The following is a 14,633-nucleotide window of genomic DNA, read 5'->3' on the forward strand; positions in this document are numbered from 1 at the left end:
TGGAGGAGCGACCCGGCTGCCACGAAGGGCGATTTCATAAGATGGAAAGCGCCCGGGAAATCGCGCGGGCGCTGGTCATCACCAGGGGAGCGAGGGCGTGCGGCGCCACGCTCCCGTACCGGACCACGAGCGACACCGCCGCGACCACCTGCCCCCGCGCGTCGTGGATCGGCGCGCCGACCGAGAGCGCGTCCAGCGTCACCTGGCGCTCGCTGATCGAGAACCCGTGCGTCCGGACGTCGGCCAGCATGTGCCGGAGGCGGTCCGGGTCGGTCACGGTCTCGCTCGTGTACCGCTCGATCGGGCTGCCCAGCACCTCCTCCTGCACGGCGGCCGGCGCGTGGGCGAGCAGGACCAGCCCGACGCCCGTCGCGGTCAGGGCGAACCGGCCGCCGACGCGGGTCAGCACCGGCACCGCCCCGGAGCCCGCGATCCGCTCGATGTACACCACTTCGGCGCCTTCGCGGACCGCGAGCTGGACGTTCTCGCGCGTGATCTGCGAGAGGTCCTCCAGGAACGGCAGGGCGAGTTCCCGCAGGCCCAGCCCGCGCGGCGCGAGCGAGCCCAGTTCCCACAACCGCAGCCCGACCCGGTAGACGCCGGCCTCGTCGCGCTCCAGCGCGCCCCACTCGCAGAACTCGCGCAGCACCCGGTGCGCCGTCGCGGCCGGCAGCCCGGCCCGGCGGGCGACCTCGCTCAGCCGCAGGGCCGGCCGGTCCGGGGAGAACGCCTCCAGGACCCGCAGCGCGCGGCCGAGCACCGGCCCGGTGGCGCCGGGAACGCGACCTCGGTGCGGCACGGCGACCTCCGGCGGATACGCGGGGCTCAGACGTCCACTATGCCCCGCGCGGCCCGGCGCGCCGCCGCGGCGTCCCGGCGCTCCTCGAAGCGGGACGCCTGCGTGTCGAGCCCCTTGAGGAACGTCGCCAGCTCCTCACGGGCGGCCTCGCCGACCGCGCCGAGGCCGGTCAGGTCGAAGACCTTCCAGTACCGCAGCAGCGGCTGGACGACGTCGTCGTGGTGGATGCGCAGGTCGTAGATGCCCGCCTTGGCCATCAGCGCGGCCTTGCGCTGGAAGCTCGGGATCACCGCGCCCGGCATCGCGAAGTTCACCACCTCGTCGGTGATCGCGCGCACCATGGCGTCCGGCGAGATCTCCAGCGCCGCCTTGACGAGGTTGCGGTAGAAGACCATGTGGAGGTTCTCGTCCGTGGACACCCGGGACAGCAGCTTTTCCGCTAGGGGGTCCTGGGTGTAGCGGCCGGTGTTGCGGTGCGAGAGCCGGGTCGCGAGCTCCTGGAACGAGACGTACGCGCAGACGTTGAGCAGTGGCTTGTCGTCGGTGTCGTAGCCCGCCTGCATGGTCTCCATCCGCAGGCGCTCCAGCTCGACCGGGTCGACGGCGCGGGTGACCAGCAGGTAGTCGCGGATGCAGATGCCGTGCCGGCCCTCCTCGGCCGTCCACCGGTGCACCCAGGTGCCCCAGGCGCCGTCGCGGCCGAACGCGCGCTCGATCTCGCGGTGGTAGCTGGGGAGGTTGTCCTCGGTGAGCAGGTTGACCTCGAGGGCCGTCCGCGCGATCGGGCTCATCCGGGACTGCTCCGGGTCCCAGGCCTCCCCGCCGAGGTCGGCGAAGTCGCGCCCCTGGCTCCAGGGGACGTACTCGTGCGGCATCCACTCCTGGGCGGCGGCGAGGTGCCGGTTGAGGTTCTCTTCGACCGTGCCTTCCAGTTCGTGCAGCAGGCGGGTGGTTTCGGGGACCGGCATGGGGCAACGTCCTTCCGTACCTACGCGACCGTAACCTACGGTGCCGTAGGAAACGACAACGGACGCAGCCGCCCGGAGGTTCCCGTCAGTGCGTGAACGCGAAGACGTAGTCCTTGAGGATCGGCCCGAAGAAGGTCGTCGAAGTGACCCGCACCACAGCCTCGCCGGGGACACTGCGAGCTTGGGACAGCACTTCGCACCGCGCCGCCGGATCACCCGCCACGACCTTCGTGATCCTCGGTGACGTCCCCGCCGGGACAGCCACGTGGCAGGACGGCGCGCCGGCGTCGAACCCGCCGATCGTCCGCCCGCCGACGACGATCTCGATCGCGAGCGGCCCGTCCGTGGGGATGGCCAGGCCGTTGAACTCCTGCCAGTAGCGCACGCACGTGTCGCGCCAGCTGCCCGCGTCGGCTTCGTGCGCGGCGAGCTTGGCCTTCACCTCGGCGAAGCGCCGGGCGTCGACGTGCCGTTCGAGCGCGTCCCACGCGTGGCGCAGCCACGACACGTAGTGGACGCCGGTCTGGTAGCGGTACACCAGCTCGTCCCAGAAGAGACGGCCGCTGCGCAGCTTCCGGTCCCACGGCACGTGGTGGAACCACATCAGCAGGTTCTCGGGGACGGTGTCGATGTCGCCGTACCGCGCCGCGAGCACCGGGAAGTACTGCGCGGTGAAGCCGCTGCCGGTGGGGGAGCGGTCGTAGCCGAGCCCGGCGTGGTCGGCCTTGTTGTAGTACACCGGGCTCCAGTCGTCCCGCGCCAGGCGCTCGGCGGGGTTGGGGCCGTAGTGGTCGCTGGACCGGAACTGGTGCGCGACGCCGAGCGGGGTCTGGTAGCTCACCAGCGCCTCCCTCGAGCCCATCATCATCGTCACGATGGTCCGGACGACGAAGTCGCGGTTGCCCCAGGTCAGCCGGACCCAGTCTTCGGCGATGCCGCGGGCGTCGAGGGTCCAGTCCCAGGCCAGGCGGCCGAAGGCGTACAGGTTCGCCTGCGCGAAGTGGTGCCCGGTCAGGTTGTCGGCGTTGCCGAAGTTGGCGACGCCGACGATCGCGCTGTCCGGGTGCCCCTGGGCGGTGCCGTCCACGACGTGGCCGACCAGCCGCCGGGCCAGCAGCCGGCCGTCCGCCCCGGTGGCGTAGGTGTCGGACTTCAGCACCTCTTCCCACAGCGGGCCGAGGTAGCACAGCATCGTGTTCTGCCCGGTGTACTCCTGGGTGATCTGCAGTTCGATGGCCTGGTTGGTGTGTTCCATCCGGCCGAAGAGCGGGTTCGCCGGCTCCCGGGCCTGGTAGTCGAGCGGGCCGTTCTTGGTCTGCAGGAACACGTTCTCGGCGAACCGGCCGGTCGTCCCGTCGGGCTGGGGCTCCTCGTCGATGGGGCCGAACTCCAGGTAGGCGCGCTTCAGCCGGTCGGCGTCGACGTCGGCGTTGTAGACGAACGTCCGCCAGAAGATCCGCATCCCGAGCGGCGCCACCGCCGCCGCCATCCCGTTGGCGCCGTCCCCGTGGTCGTAGCCCAGGTCCTGGGGACCCGGCTGGCCTTCGGAGTTCGCCTTGACGGTGAACCCCATGAAGTCGGGGATGGCCGCCTGCAGCTGCCGGGCCCGGCGGGTCCACCAGTCCCGGAACTTCGCGCTGTAGGGATCGAGTTCTTCGCGGGTGAGGGTGTCGGGCGCGAACCGGGCGTCCGTCGGTGCCGCGTAGTTGATGGACACGGCCAGCCGGATGCCGTACGGGCGCAGCGCGTCCGCCAGGGCCGCTTCCTGCTCGATGGCGGCCGGGGTGAGGTAGAAGCTGTTGGCGTTGACGTTGTTGATCGTGATGCCGTTGATGCCGAGGGACGCCATCGCCCGCGCGGCCACCAGGTACCGGTCGAGGACCACCGGCAGGTTCAGCGCGGCCGACGCGCCGGTGGCGGTGAAGTCGAACATCGCCCCGTTCTCGCCGTTCAGCCCACCGGTGCCCGCCGGGTTGTTGCCGGCGTAGAGGCGCTCGGTCTCCCAGTGGTTCAGGTACCGGTGGTTGATCCGGGGCACCGACGAGACGTCCAGGCCGGTGACGGACTGCTGCGCCTGGAGACGCCGGACGAAGGCGAAAGTCCCGTACAGCGCGGCGAGATCGGTGTTGCCGGCGATGACGATCGACCGGTGCGCGCCCCGGGACAGCGAGCGGATGAGGTAGCCGTCGTCGCCGAGCCTCGCCAGGTCGCGGGCGGGCACGAGCCGGCGCACCCACGGCGAGCTGTCCGGGGTGCCGACGAGCACCGCGCGGTCGGGGAACCCGTCCCGCACCGGCACGGGCCGCCCCAGCAGCCCGCCGAGGCCTCGGACGAGTTCGTCCCGCGCCGCGGCCAGGGTGCTCCGCACCAGGTGCTCGGTGGAGCCGGGGGCCATGCTCAGGTTCGCCGTGTGGCGGTGGACCGGCGTCCGGTCGGCGTTCTCGACGACGATCGCGCCGAGGGTGGCCCGGTACCGGGCGAGGAGGCCGGGGTCGGCGACCGGCTCGTAGCGCAGCCACAGGTCCGAGCCGTCGTAATCGCCCGGGAAGGTGCCCTGCGGACTCGCTTGCGCCGGACCGGCACCGAACATCGAGGTGGCCACGGCAGCGCCGCTGCCGATCAGGAAGGAACGCCGGCGCAACCGGCTCTGCTCGTTCTCGTCGCTGGAAGACACCGTGCCCCCATCGTGTTCACGAGTATTTAGTTCGCTTCTCGCACTATTGCGGGCGTGGTCCGCGGTGTCAAGAATTGGCGATATAGCTGGATTTTCCGAAAGTTTCGGCGTGTCGGCAGGCCGTGCTCCGGCCCGGCCGACCGGCCGTGTCAGACTTCGCGGCGATGCCCACCCCAGCCGATCTCGCCGACCTGCTCGACTGCGAGCACCGCAGCATCCTCGTCCAGGCGCTGGCCGCGGGCCTGCCGGGCGCGCCGCGGCCCGCGCCCGCCGAACCGGATCCGCGCCGCGGGCACGCCCCGGCGATGCTCGCCGCGTTCCGCGCCGCCGGACACGAGGTCGCCGAGATCGACGTCCAGGACACCGCGCTCGCCGCGAAGGCGACGGAGGAGGCGCTGCGGTCCGGGGTCCCGGTGATCCACCGGGCCGTCTTCGCCGACGGCGCATTCTCGGCGCAGGCCGACTTCCTGGTCCGCGACGGCGACGGCCGCTACGAAGTCCACGACGCGCAGCCGGTCCGGCAGGCGACACCCGCCGCGGTCGTCCGGCTGACGGCGTGCGCCGACGCGCTGCGCCGCGCCGGCTGGCCGGCCGGGCCGCACCTGCACCTGCGGCTGACCGGCGGCGGCACCCGGACCCTGCGCGTCGAGGACTTCCGGCCCCTGGTCGACCGGCTGCGGACCCGGCTGGCGGGCCGGCCGCCGCGGCTGCCGGTGCCGCTGTGGGCCGACGAACGCCCGGCCTGCGCCGGGTGCGGGTTCGCCCAGCACTGCACGTCCGCGCGGGAAGCCGACCGGGACCTTTCGCTGGTCGCCGGGATGCGCGGCGACCAGCGCCGCAAGCTGGTCGCCGCCGGGCTCGGCTCGATCGACGCGCTCGCCGCCGCCGGCCCGGACGACCGGCCGCGGGACCTGTCCGCGACGGCGTTCGCGACCCTGCGCGCCCAGGCCGCGCTGCAGGTCCGGCAGGACACCACCGGCGAGGTCGCCTACGAGATCGTCGACCCCGAAGAGCTGGCCGCCCTGCCCGCCGCGGCGCCGGGCGACGTCTTCGTCGACCTGGCCGGCGACCCGCACGCCCTCGCCGGCGAAGGGCTGGAATACCTCTTCGGCGCTTTCGGCGACCGGCAGTTCACGCCGTTCTGGGCGCACAGCCGTGCCCAGGAGCGGCGGGCGTTCGAGGAGTTCGTCGACTTCGCCGCCGCGCGCGTCGCCGAGCACCCGGGCTCGCACGTCTACCACTACGCGCCGTACGAGGTCACCGCGATCAAGCGGCTCGCGGCGGTGCACGGCACCCGCGAGGAAACCGTCGACCACCTGCTGCGCAGCGGCGCGGTCGTGGACCTGCACGCGGTCGTGCGCAAGGCGCTGCGCGTGTCGCAGCGGTCGTACTCGATCCGCCACCTCGAGCCGCTCTACCAGCCCGGCGCCCGCGCGAAGACCGCCGTGTCCGACGTCGAGGCGTACGAGGAGTACCTGGCGCTCGCGCAGTCCGGCGAGCCGGAACGCTCCGACGAGGTCCTGCGCCGCATCGGCGAGAACACCGAGGACGACTGCGTTTCCGCGCAGCGGCTGTTCGAGTTCCTGCACCGCGTCCGCGCCGACGCGGGCATCGACGTCCCGGAGCCGGCGGAGGAATCCGCCGAAGACGCGCTGCTGCGGGCGGCCGAGGAGGACGTCGCCGCCGAGCGGCGGGCCGAACGGGCCGCGCAGCTGGCTGCGCTGGTCGACCCGTTGCTCGACGGGCTGCCGGACGACCCGGCCCGCTTCACCGCCGACGAGCGGGCCCGCGCGCTGCTGGCGGCGTCGGTCGGCTACCACCGCCGCGAGACGAACCCGGCCTGGTGGGAGTACTTCCGCCAGCTCGCCGCCCCGCTCGGCGACCTCGAGGTGGACACCGCCTGCGCGGTGCCGGTCGCGCTGGAGGCGGGGGAGTGGGTGCCCCCGGCCGGGCGGGCGCGCACCGCGAAGCGGACGTTGCAGCTGGCCTGCGACCCGGACCGGCCGCACCCGTTCGCGCCCGGCGACGACGTGCGGCTGCGCTACGGCGACACCGCCCGTGACGCCAAGGTCGTCGCCGCGTCGGCCGTGGAGCTCACCCTGGAGGAGAGCTGCCCGCCGGACGCGACCACGAACGACCGGCCGAGCGCGGTGCTGCCGGGCAGCCCGGTGCGGCCCTCACCCAAGGACGAGGCCGTTGCCGACCTCGCGCGCCTGGTCGTCGACACGCTCCCGGAACTGCCGCGGCACCCCGGCGTCGACCTGCTCCGGCGGACCCCGCCGCGGCTGCGGGGCGGGGCGGCGCTGCCGTCGCCGGGCGAGGACCTGGTGGCCACGGTGATCGAGGCGGTCGACGCGCTCGACGGGTCGGCGCTGGCCGTCCAGGGGCCGCCAGGGGCCGGTAAGACCTATCTCGCCGGTCGGCTGATCGCCCGGCTGGTGCGGGCCGGGCGGACGGTCGCGGTCACCTCGACCAGCCACAAGGCCGTGGAAAACGTGCTGAGCGCGGCCAAGAAGAGCGCGCCGGAGCTGCCGTGCGCCAAGCGCGCGAAGAAGACGCCGGACCCCGCCGCGCCCTGGGACCAGCCGAAGAGCAACCCCGCGCTGGTGAAGTGGCGCGAGGAGCACGACACCGGGCACCTGGTCGGCGGCACGGCATGGACGTTCGCCAACGCGGCGGTCCGCGAAGAACCCTTCGACCTGCTGATCATCGACGAGGCCGGCCAGTTCGCCCTGGCCGATGCGCTCGCGGTGTCGATGTGCGCCCGCAACGTCCTGCTGCTGGGCGACCCGCAGCAGCTGCCCCAGGTGGTGCAGGGCACGCACCCGGCGGGCGCCGAAGCCTCCGCGCTGGGCCACCTGATCGGCGAGGCCGACATCATGCCGGCGGCGCTGGGGTACTTCCTCGACGAGACCCGCCGCATGCACCCGGCCGTGTGCGAACCGGTGTCGAACCTGTCCTACGCCGGGCGGCTGCACGCCCACCCGTCGGCCGCGGACCGCGCCCTGGACGGCGTCGCCGCCGGGCTGTACCTGAGCGAAGTGGACCACCTCGGCAACACGACCCGTTCGGTGGAGGAAGCCGCCGAAGTCGTCCGGCTGGTGTCCGAAGTGCACGGTCGCATGTGGACCGACCACGGCCCGGCGCGGCCGCTGGGCGACCACGACATCCTGGTCGTCGCGCCCTACAACCTGCAGGCGCGCACGGTGAGCCGGGCGCTGGAGGACGCCGGGTTCCCCGGGGTCCGGGTGGGCACGGTGGACCGGTTCCAGGGCCAGGAGGCCCCGGTGGTGATCGCGACGATGACGTCGTCGTCGGCGGTCGACCTGCCGCGCGGGCTGGACTTCCTGCTGTCGCGGAACCGGCTGAACGTGGCGTTGTCCCGGGCCCAGGCGCTGGCGGTCCTGGTGTGTTCGCCGCGGCTCGTGGAGGCCGACATCCGGACGGTGGACCAGATGCGCCTGGTCGCGGGCATGATCGGCCTGATGACCGCGGCACGGCCCTGGCCGGCGGGTCAGCTGGGCGGTTCGACCTCGCCGGCGTCCTCGTCGACGTCCTGAGAGCCGGGCTGCTTCCGGTCGGCTTCGGGGATTTCGACGTCGAGGTCCAGTTCGGGAGTGCCGGGCGGGGCCGGCACGTCGGGGGTCAGGGGGCGGTTCTCGGATTCGGTCATGGCCGGCGGTTACCCGGGTTGCCGGTGATCAAGCCTCACGCCGGGTTGCGCGGCTTCGCCGGGTCCTCGCCCGCGAGTTCGGCCGGCGCCAGGTCGTCGAGGGGCTGCCAGCGGAACACCCCGGCACCCTGGGCGTAGGCGAGGTGCCCGCCGAGCGCGCCGCCCGTGCCCGTCGCCGCCAGGCCCAGGAGGCTGAGGAGCCGTCCGCCGCGGCCGCGTCGGCGGGCCAGGTAGGACGCGCCGAACAGCGCCGCCGCCGTCGCGTTGGCGGCCGCGTGGATCAGCCCGACCCGGCGTTGCCGCACGTCCAGGCCGGTGTAGTCGGCCAGGCCGAGCACGACCGCCGCCGGGACGGTCAGCAGGCCGGTCGCGATCAGGCGGCGGGCGGCGTCGCGGCCGTCCGGGAGCAGGTCGAACACCGCCGAGCACAGCCAGGCGCCGATCGGGACCGTCACCACCAGCGGGTGCAGCGGGTGCCCCAGGGCGTGGCCGCGCAACTGGCGCGTCACGCCGCTTTCGCCGTTGAGCAGCCGCTGGAGTCCGGTCGCCGGGCCGTCGAGCGCCTCGGCGTCTTCGGCTTTCCGCAGGACTCGGTGCGCCCAAGCGGGCCGGGCGTGACCATCGCGCGTGGGATCCATACCGCCGCGGCTACCCCGCCCCGCGCCGGTCAACCGTGGCGGCGCGAGACCGCCGCGGTGAGCAGGTCGCCCGGCCGGGGCAGCGTACCGAGCAGCCGGGTGACCGCGCGGCGCCGGACCACCTTGGCGGGGTGGCTGCCGTGGACCTGCCCCGGTTCGTCCACACTGGAGTCGACGTTGTCGGTTCCGTTGTCCGGCAAGGTGGTGCGGAAACTGCGGGAGCCGACCCGGCGCAGCGAAAGCAGCGCGTCGGTCAGCCCGGGGGTGAGCCGCTGGCCGAGGAAGAAGCCGACCGTCGCACCGCCGACGGGGATCTCGCGACGCGGGTGCGTCGAGGCGAACACGATGGTGTCGGCGACGGCCTCGGGCGCGTACACCGGCGGCGAGGGTTTCGCCGTCGCGCCAGCGGGAAGCCGGGGACCATGACCGAACCCGACCAGAGCTACGACCCGCCGCAGGACACCGGCGAACCGGACGCCGTCGAGACGGACCCGGCGGCGCTGAACAGCGCCGAGGACCTCGACGAAGACCGCATCCGCGCCGATCCCCTGGAAGAGGGGATGGATCCCCCGGAACACTGGTCGGGCGTGACGAAGTACGGGATGACGCCGTGGGAGCAGGCCCACCCCCGCGGCCTGGGCGACCGGCTCGCGGAGGAACGCCCGGACCCGGCGACGGAGGTCCCACCGGCCGGCACCGGAGCACGCACGGACGTGGAGGCGGACCCGGACCCGGACACGGGGGCGACGCCGGAGGAGCCGGTCCAGCTGGAGGCCGTGGAGGGCGACGGCCCGCCGGTGGACACGGAAGCGGACCAGGTGGGCGTCGAGGCCGGCCGGGCGACGGCGGCGGGGCCGGAGCAGGCGGCGTTGCACGTGGAGGGGGAGCGGCGGCAGGCGTGAGTGGTTAGGCCGGGGCGGGCGGTGGCTCACTCGCGGATCGGCTCGGCTCGGTTTGCCCCGGCTCGGCTCGCCCCGGCTCGGCCCGGCTTCGTTTGGCCCGGCTCGGCTGGGTCCGGCTCGGCCCGGCTCGGCTTGGCCCGGCTCGGCTTGGCCCGGCTCGGCTTGGCCCGGCTCGGCTTGGCTCGGTTTGGCTGGGCCCGGCCCGGCCCGGCCCGGCTTGGTCCGGCCCGGCCCGGCTCGGCTGGGCTGGGCTTGGCCCGCTCGGCCCGCCCGGCTTGGCTTGGCCGGCTCAGCCCGGCTCGGCTGGGTTCGGCTTGGCCCGGCCCGGCCCGGCCCAGCCCGCTCGGCTCGGCCCGCCCGGCTCGGCACGGCCCGCCCGGCCCGGCTGAGCCCGCCCGGCTCGGCCTACCCAGCCGAGCCCGGCCCGGTCTACCTGGCCAATCCTGGCGTTTCCCGCCCCCGTCTCGTCGGCGAACGGGCACGCGTGTCCCGGCCCCGGGCGGGTAGCCCGCCACCATGCCGGAAACCAGACGCTCCGCGTGGGCCGGAATCCTGACCGGGATCGGCGTGGCCGCCTTCGTCGACGAAACCGTCTTCCACCAGTTGCTGCACTGGCACCACTTCTACGATCGCTCGACCAGCGAGGCCGGGCTCGTCTCCGACGGCCTCTTCCACGCCTTCGGCTTCTTCGCCGTCGTTTTCGGCCTCGTCCTCGTCGCCGACCTCCGGCGCGGGGACCGGCTCTCCGGCCGCGCCCTCGCCGGTGGCGTTCTCGCCGGGGCCGGCGCCTTCCAGCTCTACGACGGCACCGTCCAGCACAAACTCCTCGGCTCGCACCAGATCCGCTACGCCGTCGACCTCACCCCCTACGACTGGACGTGGAACGTCGTCGCCGTGCTGCTGATCGCCGTCGGCGCCGTCCTTCTGCGCCGCGCGCGGGCGACCGCGTGAGCGTTCTCCACCACCTGCCGGCGCTGCTCGCCTTCGCGGCCTACGAAGCCGGCGCGTGGCAGCTTCGCAAGCGCGGTGACCGGTGGCCGCCGATCCGGGACGTCGTCTTCGGGGCCGGGGCTGCCGTCGCGCTCGCGCCCGGCGGGCCCACGTTCACCGGGCACATGCTGCAGCACGTCCTGCTCGGCATGGTGGCGCCGGTCCTGATCGTGCTCGCCCGGCCGGTCACCCTGCTGCTGCGCGCGGTCCCGGCCGCCGCCCGCCGACGCCTGAAGCGGGTCCTGACGATGGCCGGCGTGCTGGTCTTCCCGCCGGTCGCGGCCGTCCTGGAAGCGGGGAGCCTCTGGCTGCTCTACCGGACCGGCCTGTTCGCCGCGCTCGGGGACAGCCCCTGGCTGCACCTCCACGTCTTCCTGACCGGCCTGCTGTTCACCACCGCGGTGTGCCGGCTCGACCCGTTCCGCGACCGGGCCGGGCTCGGCGTCCGCGCGGGCGCCCTGATCGGCGCCGCCGCCGCGCACGCCGTGCTGGCCAAGACCCTGTACGTCTCCCCGCCGCCGGGTGTGGTGCTCGCCGTCGCGGACCGGCAGGCCGGCGCCGAGCTCATGTACTACGGCGGGGACGTCGTCGAACTCGGGCTCGCGCTGATCATCGCGCTGCAGTGGTACGCCGCCCGGGGCCGGGCCGAGGCGCGGAGCCGCCGAACGGGGGTGCCGCGCACCGCCCGTGGCTGATAAGCCTCTGCGCGTGACCATGGACACGATCGACCTCCACAGCATCAACCCGTGGGAGGTGTCCTTCCTGCGCGAGGAGGTCGGCGCCTACTTCGCCCACGGTGTCGGGCTCGCCCCCGGTGCGACCGTCCTCGACGTCGGCGCCAACATCGGCGTCTTCTCCGCCGCCGTCTACGAACGGCTGGACGGCGACGTGCGGATCTTCGCCTTCGAGCCGCTCCCGCCCCTGCACGCGACGCTGGAGCGCAACGGCCGTGACTTCTTCGGCGGCCGGCTGAAAGCGCTGCCTTACGGGCTGGCCGCCGCCGAGGACGAGCTCGACTTCAGCTACTTCCCGGCGGCGACCATCTTCTCCTCGTCGTGGCGCGACGCCGCGAACGTCGAGGACGAGCGGAAGCGGGTCACCGCCAGCGTCGTCGAGATGATCCGGCGCGGCGGGCTGGGCGCCGGGCTGCGCCGCGTGCCGGCGCCGATCCTGCGGGGGATCGTCGGGCGCAAGCTGCGGGTGATGCGGGAACTCGAAACCCACCGCGTGCGCGTCCGGCCGCTCTCGGCGGTGCTCGACGAGCTGGGCATCGAGCGCGTCGACCTGCTGAAGGTCGACGTCGAGGGCGCCGAGCTCGACGTCCTGCGCGGCCTGGAGGACCGGCACTGGCCGCTGGTCCGGCAGGCCGTCGTCGAGGTCGAAGGGTGGCGCCGGCACCGCGACACCGTCCGCGACGTCTTCGCCGCGCGCGGGTTCACCGTCGAGGCCGTGCAGGACCCTGTGCAGGAGGCCGCCGACATCGGGATGGTGTACGCGGTCCGCTAACGGCGGAGTTCGAGCCAGTCCAGGTTGATCGCGCCGGTGTCGCCCGGGGCGTAGGACAGGGTCACCACCGGGTCCCGGCCGCTGAGCGGGACGTCGGCGAAGGTCGTGGTGCCCCAGGCGTCCCAGCTGTCGGACACCTTCGGGAAGCCGACCTGCCGGACCGGCTGCCCGTCCACCGACAGCGTCATCGTCCGGGTGTCGTTGTTGGCGTTGGCGTATCGCACGGTGAACGCGGCGCGTTCCGGTGCCGTCGTGGCGCGGTGCACGGTGAACGACGTCGACGCGCCCTGCGCCCAGAGGCCGTCGAGGAACGCGCGGCCCGAGTAGCCGGTGTGGTTGACGTTCGTCTTCACGCCGCCGGTGTTGCGGGCGTCTTCGGCTTCGAGGTGCGCCGGGTCGGGGCAGCCGGTCAGGGCGGCGGTGCCCGCGGTGTCGGCGCAGCGATCGCGGTCGTCGGGCACGCCGTCGCCGTCCCGGTCGCCGGCGGGCGCCCCGGTCAGGGTGATGGTGATCGTGTGGTCGCCGGTGAGCGTGTCCGGGATTGCGGCCGGGGCGGCCCGGCCGTCTACGGCGAAGGAGGCGATCGTGCTGCCCGCGCCGCGCAGGGCGACGGTGAGGTTCGCGCCGCGGTAGCGCAGGTTCCGCAGGGTGACCTCACCCCAGCCCGCCGGGAGGTGCGGCGCGAAGGACAGGCCGCGGTCGGTGAACGTCAGCCCGAACAGGCCGGTGTGGATCATGTCGAGGAACGCCGTGGCCGACCACGTCTGGTCCGGTTCGGACCCCCAGTGGAACTTCACCGTGTCGCCCAGCCGCTGCCAGCCGCCGTCGACGACCCCGGTGGTGCCGTTGTGGATCTCCCAGAAGCCGCTGTTGCCGCCGGCCAGCTTGGCCAGCCGCGCGGTCTCCGCCGCGAAGGCGTTCTGCTCGCCCTGCCCGGCCAGGGCTTTCGCCCACAGGCCCAGCACGAGCGGCCAGACGATCGCGTTGTGCCGGCCGGGCTGCGCGTCGCTGTAGCGCGCCCAGTGCGGGAAGGTGTCGGGCATGCCCCACGGCAGCTCCCGGGCCCGGGCGAGGATCGACCGCGCCTGCGCCGGGTTCGCGATGCCGAAGATCAGCGCGAACGCCAACCCGGTGCCTTCCTGGAAGGCGCCGCGGGAGCCGTCGGCGAGCAGCTGGTAGTCGTACAGCCCGGTGGCGGGGTTCCAGAAGTTCCGGTTGATCGCCGCCCGCAGCGCGGCGGCCTTGCTCCGGTGGGCGGCCACCTCCGCCGCCGGACGGCCCAGCTTCCCGGCCATGTTCGCGGCGTTGACGTAGGCGGCGTAGTAGAGCTCGTTCGTGCTCAGGTACATCCCGGTCGCGACGCCGGGCCACGGCATGCTCCCGGTGCTGACCGACTCGGTCGCGTCGGCGGGCGGCGCGGGGTAGCCGGCGATGCCGTCGTTGAAGAAGGACGCGCCGGTGAACAGGCCGTAGGCCGGGTTGAACCCGGCCGTCGTGGCGTGTTCGCGGATCGTCAGGGTGGTCGCCGCGGTCCGGTAGGCGTTGCCGAGGAACGTCCGGTCGCCGGTGACGAGGTAGTGGTGCCAGGCGGCGGTGACCCAGACCACCTGGTCCCACTGCTGGTCGTCCTGCTGCACGCGCAGGGCGCCGCCGGTGTCCTTGTCGACCACCGCCCACAGGGTGTTCTCCGCCAGCGCCGGGTCGAGCAGGCTGGTGGCGTTCCAGCTGTTGATCGACGCGTCGCGCGTCCACGGCTGGTCGTAGCCGCCGCCCGCGCGGACGATGCCGGTCGCCGGGTCCAGCAGGCCGCTCCGGTCGTACCGGGTGTCGTACCCGATCGTGTTGGTGCGCAACAGGTTCTGCAGTGCGGCGGCGTAGGCGGTGCCGAACAGCGACTGGCTGTCCGGATTGGCGAACTCGAGCGAGGGCGGTGCCGGGCTCGCCGTGGCCGGGGCGGCGCCGGCGAGCGTGCCGCACGCCGTCACCAGGGCCAGGAGCGTCGCGCCGATCCGCTGCGGGAAATTCATGACCTGTACCCCTTCCGGCCGGGCGCCATTGCACCACGGAAGGGACGGTCTCTCTCCGGATGCGCCCGGATCCTGTCCGTTTCTGTCCACCACGGCGACGGTCGACCCGATCACCGCGAGTGATCATGCTCGGCCCGGCGACCCGGCCAGGTGGCAGCGCCGGGCTCCGCCGTTGCATACTGCTGGAATGGCGCGCAGGAACCCGGAGACCGCACGGTGAGTCCCCGAGAAGGGCCGTCGCGCCCGAAATTCGGCCGCATCGACCCGTTCTGCCTGATGGCGGTGCTGCCGGTGCTGCTCGTCGCCGGCATCCTCGGCGCGCTCGTCCACATCGCGCTGGGCATCGGCTTCGCGGTGTTCGCCGGCCTGATCCTGCTGTTCGACTCCTGGGTCAACCGGCCCCGGCCGGCCCCGCGGGACGAGCGCCCGGCCCGCGCACCCCGCCCGGCGGCCCCG

General features: G+C 73.7%; 13 protein-coding genes. 6 read left to right on the plus strand and 7 right to left on the minus strand.

The genetic code is table 11. The features are described from left to right. Positions 1-34 precede the first annotated feature (34 nt). From ACWEVN_RS22980 to ACWEVN_RS22990, 3 genes are all read right to left on the minus strand, one after another. Complete coding sequence (locus tag ACWEVN_RS22980) at positions 35-799, minus strand: IclR family transcriptional regulator (RefSeq protein WP_452052615.1); 765 nt, start codon at positions 797-799, stop codon at positions 35-37. 26 nt (positions 800-825) lie between these two features. Further along, positions 826-1,767 (minus strand): acyl-ACP desaturase, encoded by a 942-nt coding sequence (locus ACWEVN_RS22985; protein WP_449683604.1) that lies wholly within the window; start codon positions 1,765-1,767, stop codon positions 826-828. A gap of 85 nt (positions 1,768-1,852) precedes the next feature. Continuing rightward, the gene (locus tag ACWEVN_RS22990) at positions 1,853-4,441 is read right to left on the minus strand and encodes an alpha-glucuronidase family glycosyl hydrolase (protein ID WP_452052616.1); all 2,589 of its coding nucleotides are present in this window, start codon (positions 4,439-4,441) and stop codon (positions 1,853-1,855) included. A 164-nt stretch (positions 4,442-4,605) separates the two neighbouring features. Here ACWEVN_RS22990 and ACWEVN_RS22995 point away from each other — a divergent pair, with 164 nt between their 5' ends. Then, positions 4,606-8,001 carry a TM0106 family RecB-like putative nuclease gene (locus tag ACWEVN_RS22995; protein ID WP_452052617.1) on the plus strand — a complete coding sequence of 1,132 codons (3,396 nt, stop codon included), beginning with the start codon at positions 4,606-4,608 and terminating at the stop codon, positions 7,999-8,001. On the opposite strand, the gene ACWEVN_RS23000 is transcribed toward ACWEVN_RS22995, so the two are convergent. From ACWEVN_RS23000 to ACWEVN_RS23010, 3 genes are read right to left on the minus strand one after another with little or no spacing between them, the layout of a single operon-like run. After that, on the minus strand, positions 7,956-8,114 hold the full coding sequence (locus ACWEVN_RS23000; protein WP_452052618.1) for a hypothetical protein: 159 nt from the start codon (positions 8,112-8,114) through the stop codon (positions 7,956-7,958). The two genes, ACWEVN_RS22995 and ACWEVN_RS23000, sit on opposite strands and share 46 nt — an antisense overlap. A gap of 35 nt (positions 8,115-8,149) precedes the next feature. Further along, positions 8,150-8,752: a DUF2231 domain-containing protein gene (locus tag ACWEVN_RS23005; RefSeq protein ID WP_449683600.1), complete on the minus strand. Its 603-nt coding sequence runs from the start codon at positions 8,750-8,752 to the stop codon at positions 8,150-8,152. 29 nt (positions 8,753-8,781) lie between these two features. After that, complete coding sequence (locus ACWEVN_RS23010) at positions 8,782-9,129, minus strand: hypothetical protein (RefSeq protein WP_452052619.1); 348 nt, start codon at positions 9,127-9,129, stop codon at positions 8,782-8,784. Positions 9,130-9,174: 45 nt separating this feature from the next. Between ACWEVN_RS23010 and ACWEVN_RS23015 the strand changes: the two genes are divergently transcribed. The 4 genes from ACWEVN_RS23015 to ACWEVN_RS23030 all read left to right on the plus strand — a co-directional run bounded on the left by ACWEVN_RS23015 (position 9,175) and on the right by ACWEVN_RS23030 (position 12,150). Then, positions 9,175-9,654, plus strand: a complete 480-nt coding sequence (locus tag ACWEVN_RS23015) for a hypothetical protein (protein ID WP_449683598.1) — start codon at positions 9,175-9,177, stop codon at positions 9,652-9,654. Between the two features lie 516 nt (positions 9,655-10,170). Continuing rightward, positions 10,171-10,605: a DUF2243 domain-containing protein gene (locus tag ACWEVN_RS23020; protein ID WP_452052620.1), complete on the plus strand. Its 435-nt coding sequence runs from the start codon at positions 10,171-10,173 to the stop codon at positions 10,603-10,605. Continuing rightward, positions 10,602-11,339: a cytochrome c oxidase assembly protein gene (locus ACWEVN_RS23025; RefSeq protein WP_452052621.1), complete on the plus strand. Its 738-nt coding sequence runs from the start codon at positions 10,602-10,604 to the stop codon at positions 11,337-11,339. Before ACWEVN_RS23020 ends, ACWEVN_RS23025 begins: the two co-directional genes overlap by 4 nt. Before the next feature lie 19 nt (positions 11,340-11,358). Beyond that, a complete protein-coding gene (locus ACWEVN_RS23030) occupies positions 11,359-12,150 on the plus strand; it encodes an FkbM family methyltransferase (RefSeq protein ID WP_452052625.1) in 792 nt (263 codons plus the stop codon). Here ACWEVN_RS23030 and ACWEVN_RS23035 read toward each other — a convergent pair. Beyond that, positions 12,147-14,177, minus strand: coding sequence for a glycosyl hydrolase family 65 protein (locus ACWEVN_RS23035; protein ID WP_452052622.1), 2,031 nt, complete (start codon positions 14,175-14,177; stop codon positions 12,147-12,149). The genes ACWEVN_RS23030 and ACWEVN_RS23035 overlap by 4 nt on opposite strands. A 216-nt stretch (positions 14,178-14,393) precedes the next feature. On the opposite strand from ACWEVN_RS23035, the gene ACWEVN_RS23040 reads away from it, so the two are divergent. Further along, positions 14,394-14,633 (plus strand): hypothetical protein (locus tag ACWEVN_RS23040; RefSeq protein ID WP_452052623.1); only part of this gene is annotated, 240 nt, incomplete at its 3' end.

The organism is Amycolatopsis sp. NPDC003861, assembly GCF_053605405.1.

What these genes read in the sequence shown, in the direction of transcription:
- ACWEVN_RS22985 (WP_449683604.1), bottom strand. Translation starts at nt 1,767, where the DNA reads ATGCCGGTCCCCGAAACCACCCGCCTGCTGCACGAACTGGAAGGCACG.
- ACWEVN_RS22995 (WP_452052617.1), top strand. Translation starts at nt 4,606, where the DNA reads ATGCCCACCCCAGCCGATCTCGCCGACCTGCTCGACTGCGAGCACCGC.
- ACWEVN_RS23000 (WP_452052618.1), bottom strand. Translation starts at nt 8,114, where the DNA reads ATGACCGAATCCGAGAACCGCCCCCTGACCCCCGACGTGCCGGCCCCG.
- ACWEVN_RS23005 (WP_449683600.1), bottom strand. Translation starts at nt 8,752, where the DNA reads ATGGATCCCACGCGCGATGGTCACGCCCGGCCCGCTTGGGCGCACCGA.
- ACWEVN_RS23015 (WP_449683598.1), top strand. Translation starts at nt 9,175, where the DNA reads ATGACCGAACCCGACCAGAGCTACGACCCGCCGCAGGACACCGGCGAA.
- ACWEVN_RS23020 (WP_452052620.1), top strand. Translation starts at nt 10,171, where the DNA reads ATGCCGGAAACCAGACGCTCCGCGTGGGCCGGAATCCTGACCGGGATC.
- ACWEVN_RS23030 (WP_452052625.1), top strand. Translation starts at nt 11,359, where the DNA reads ATGGACACGATCGACCTCCACAGCATCAACCCGTGGGAGGTGTCCTTC.
- ACWEVN_RS23035 (WP_452052622.1), bottom strand. Translation starts at nt 14,177, where the DNA reads ATGAATTTCCCGCAGCGGATCGGCGCGACGCTCCTGGCCCTGGTGACG.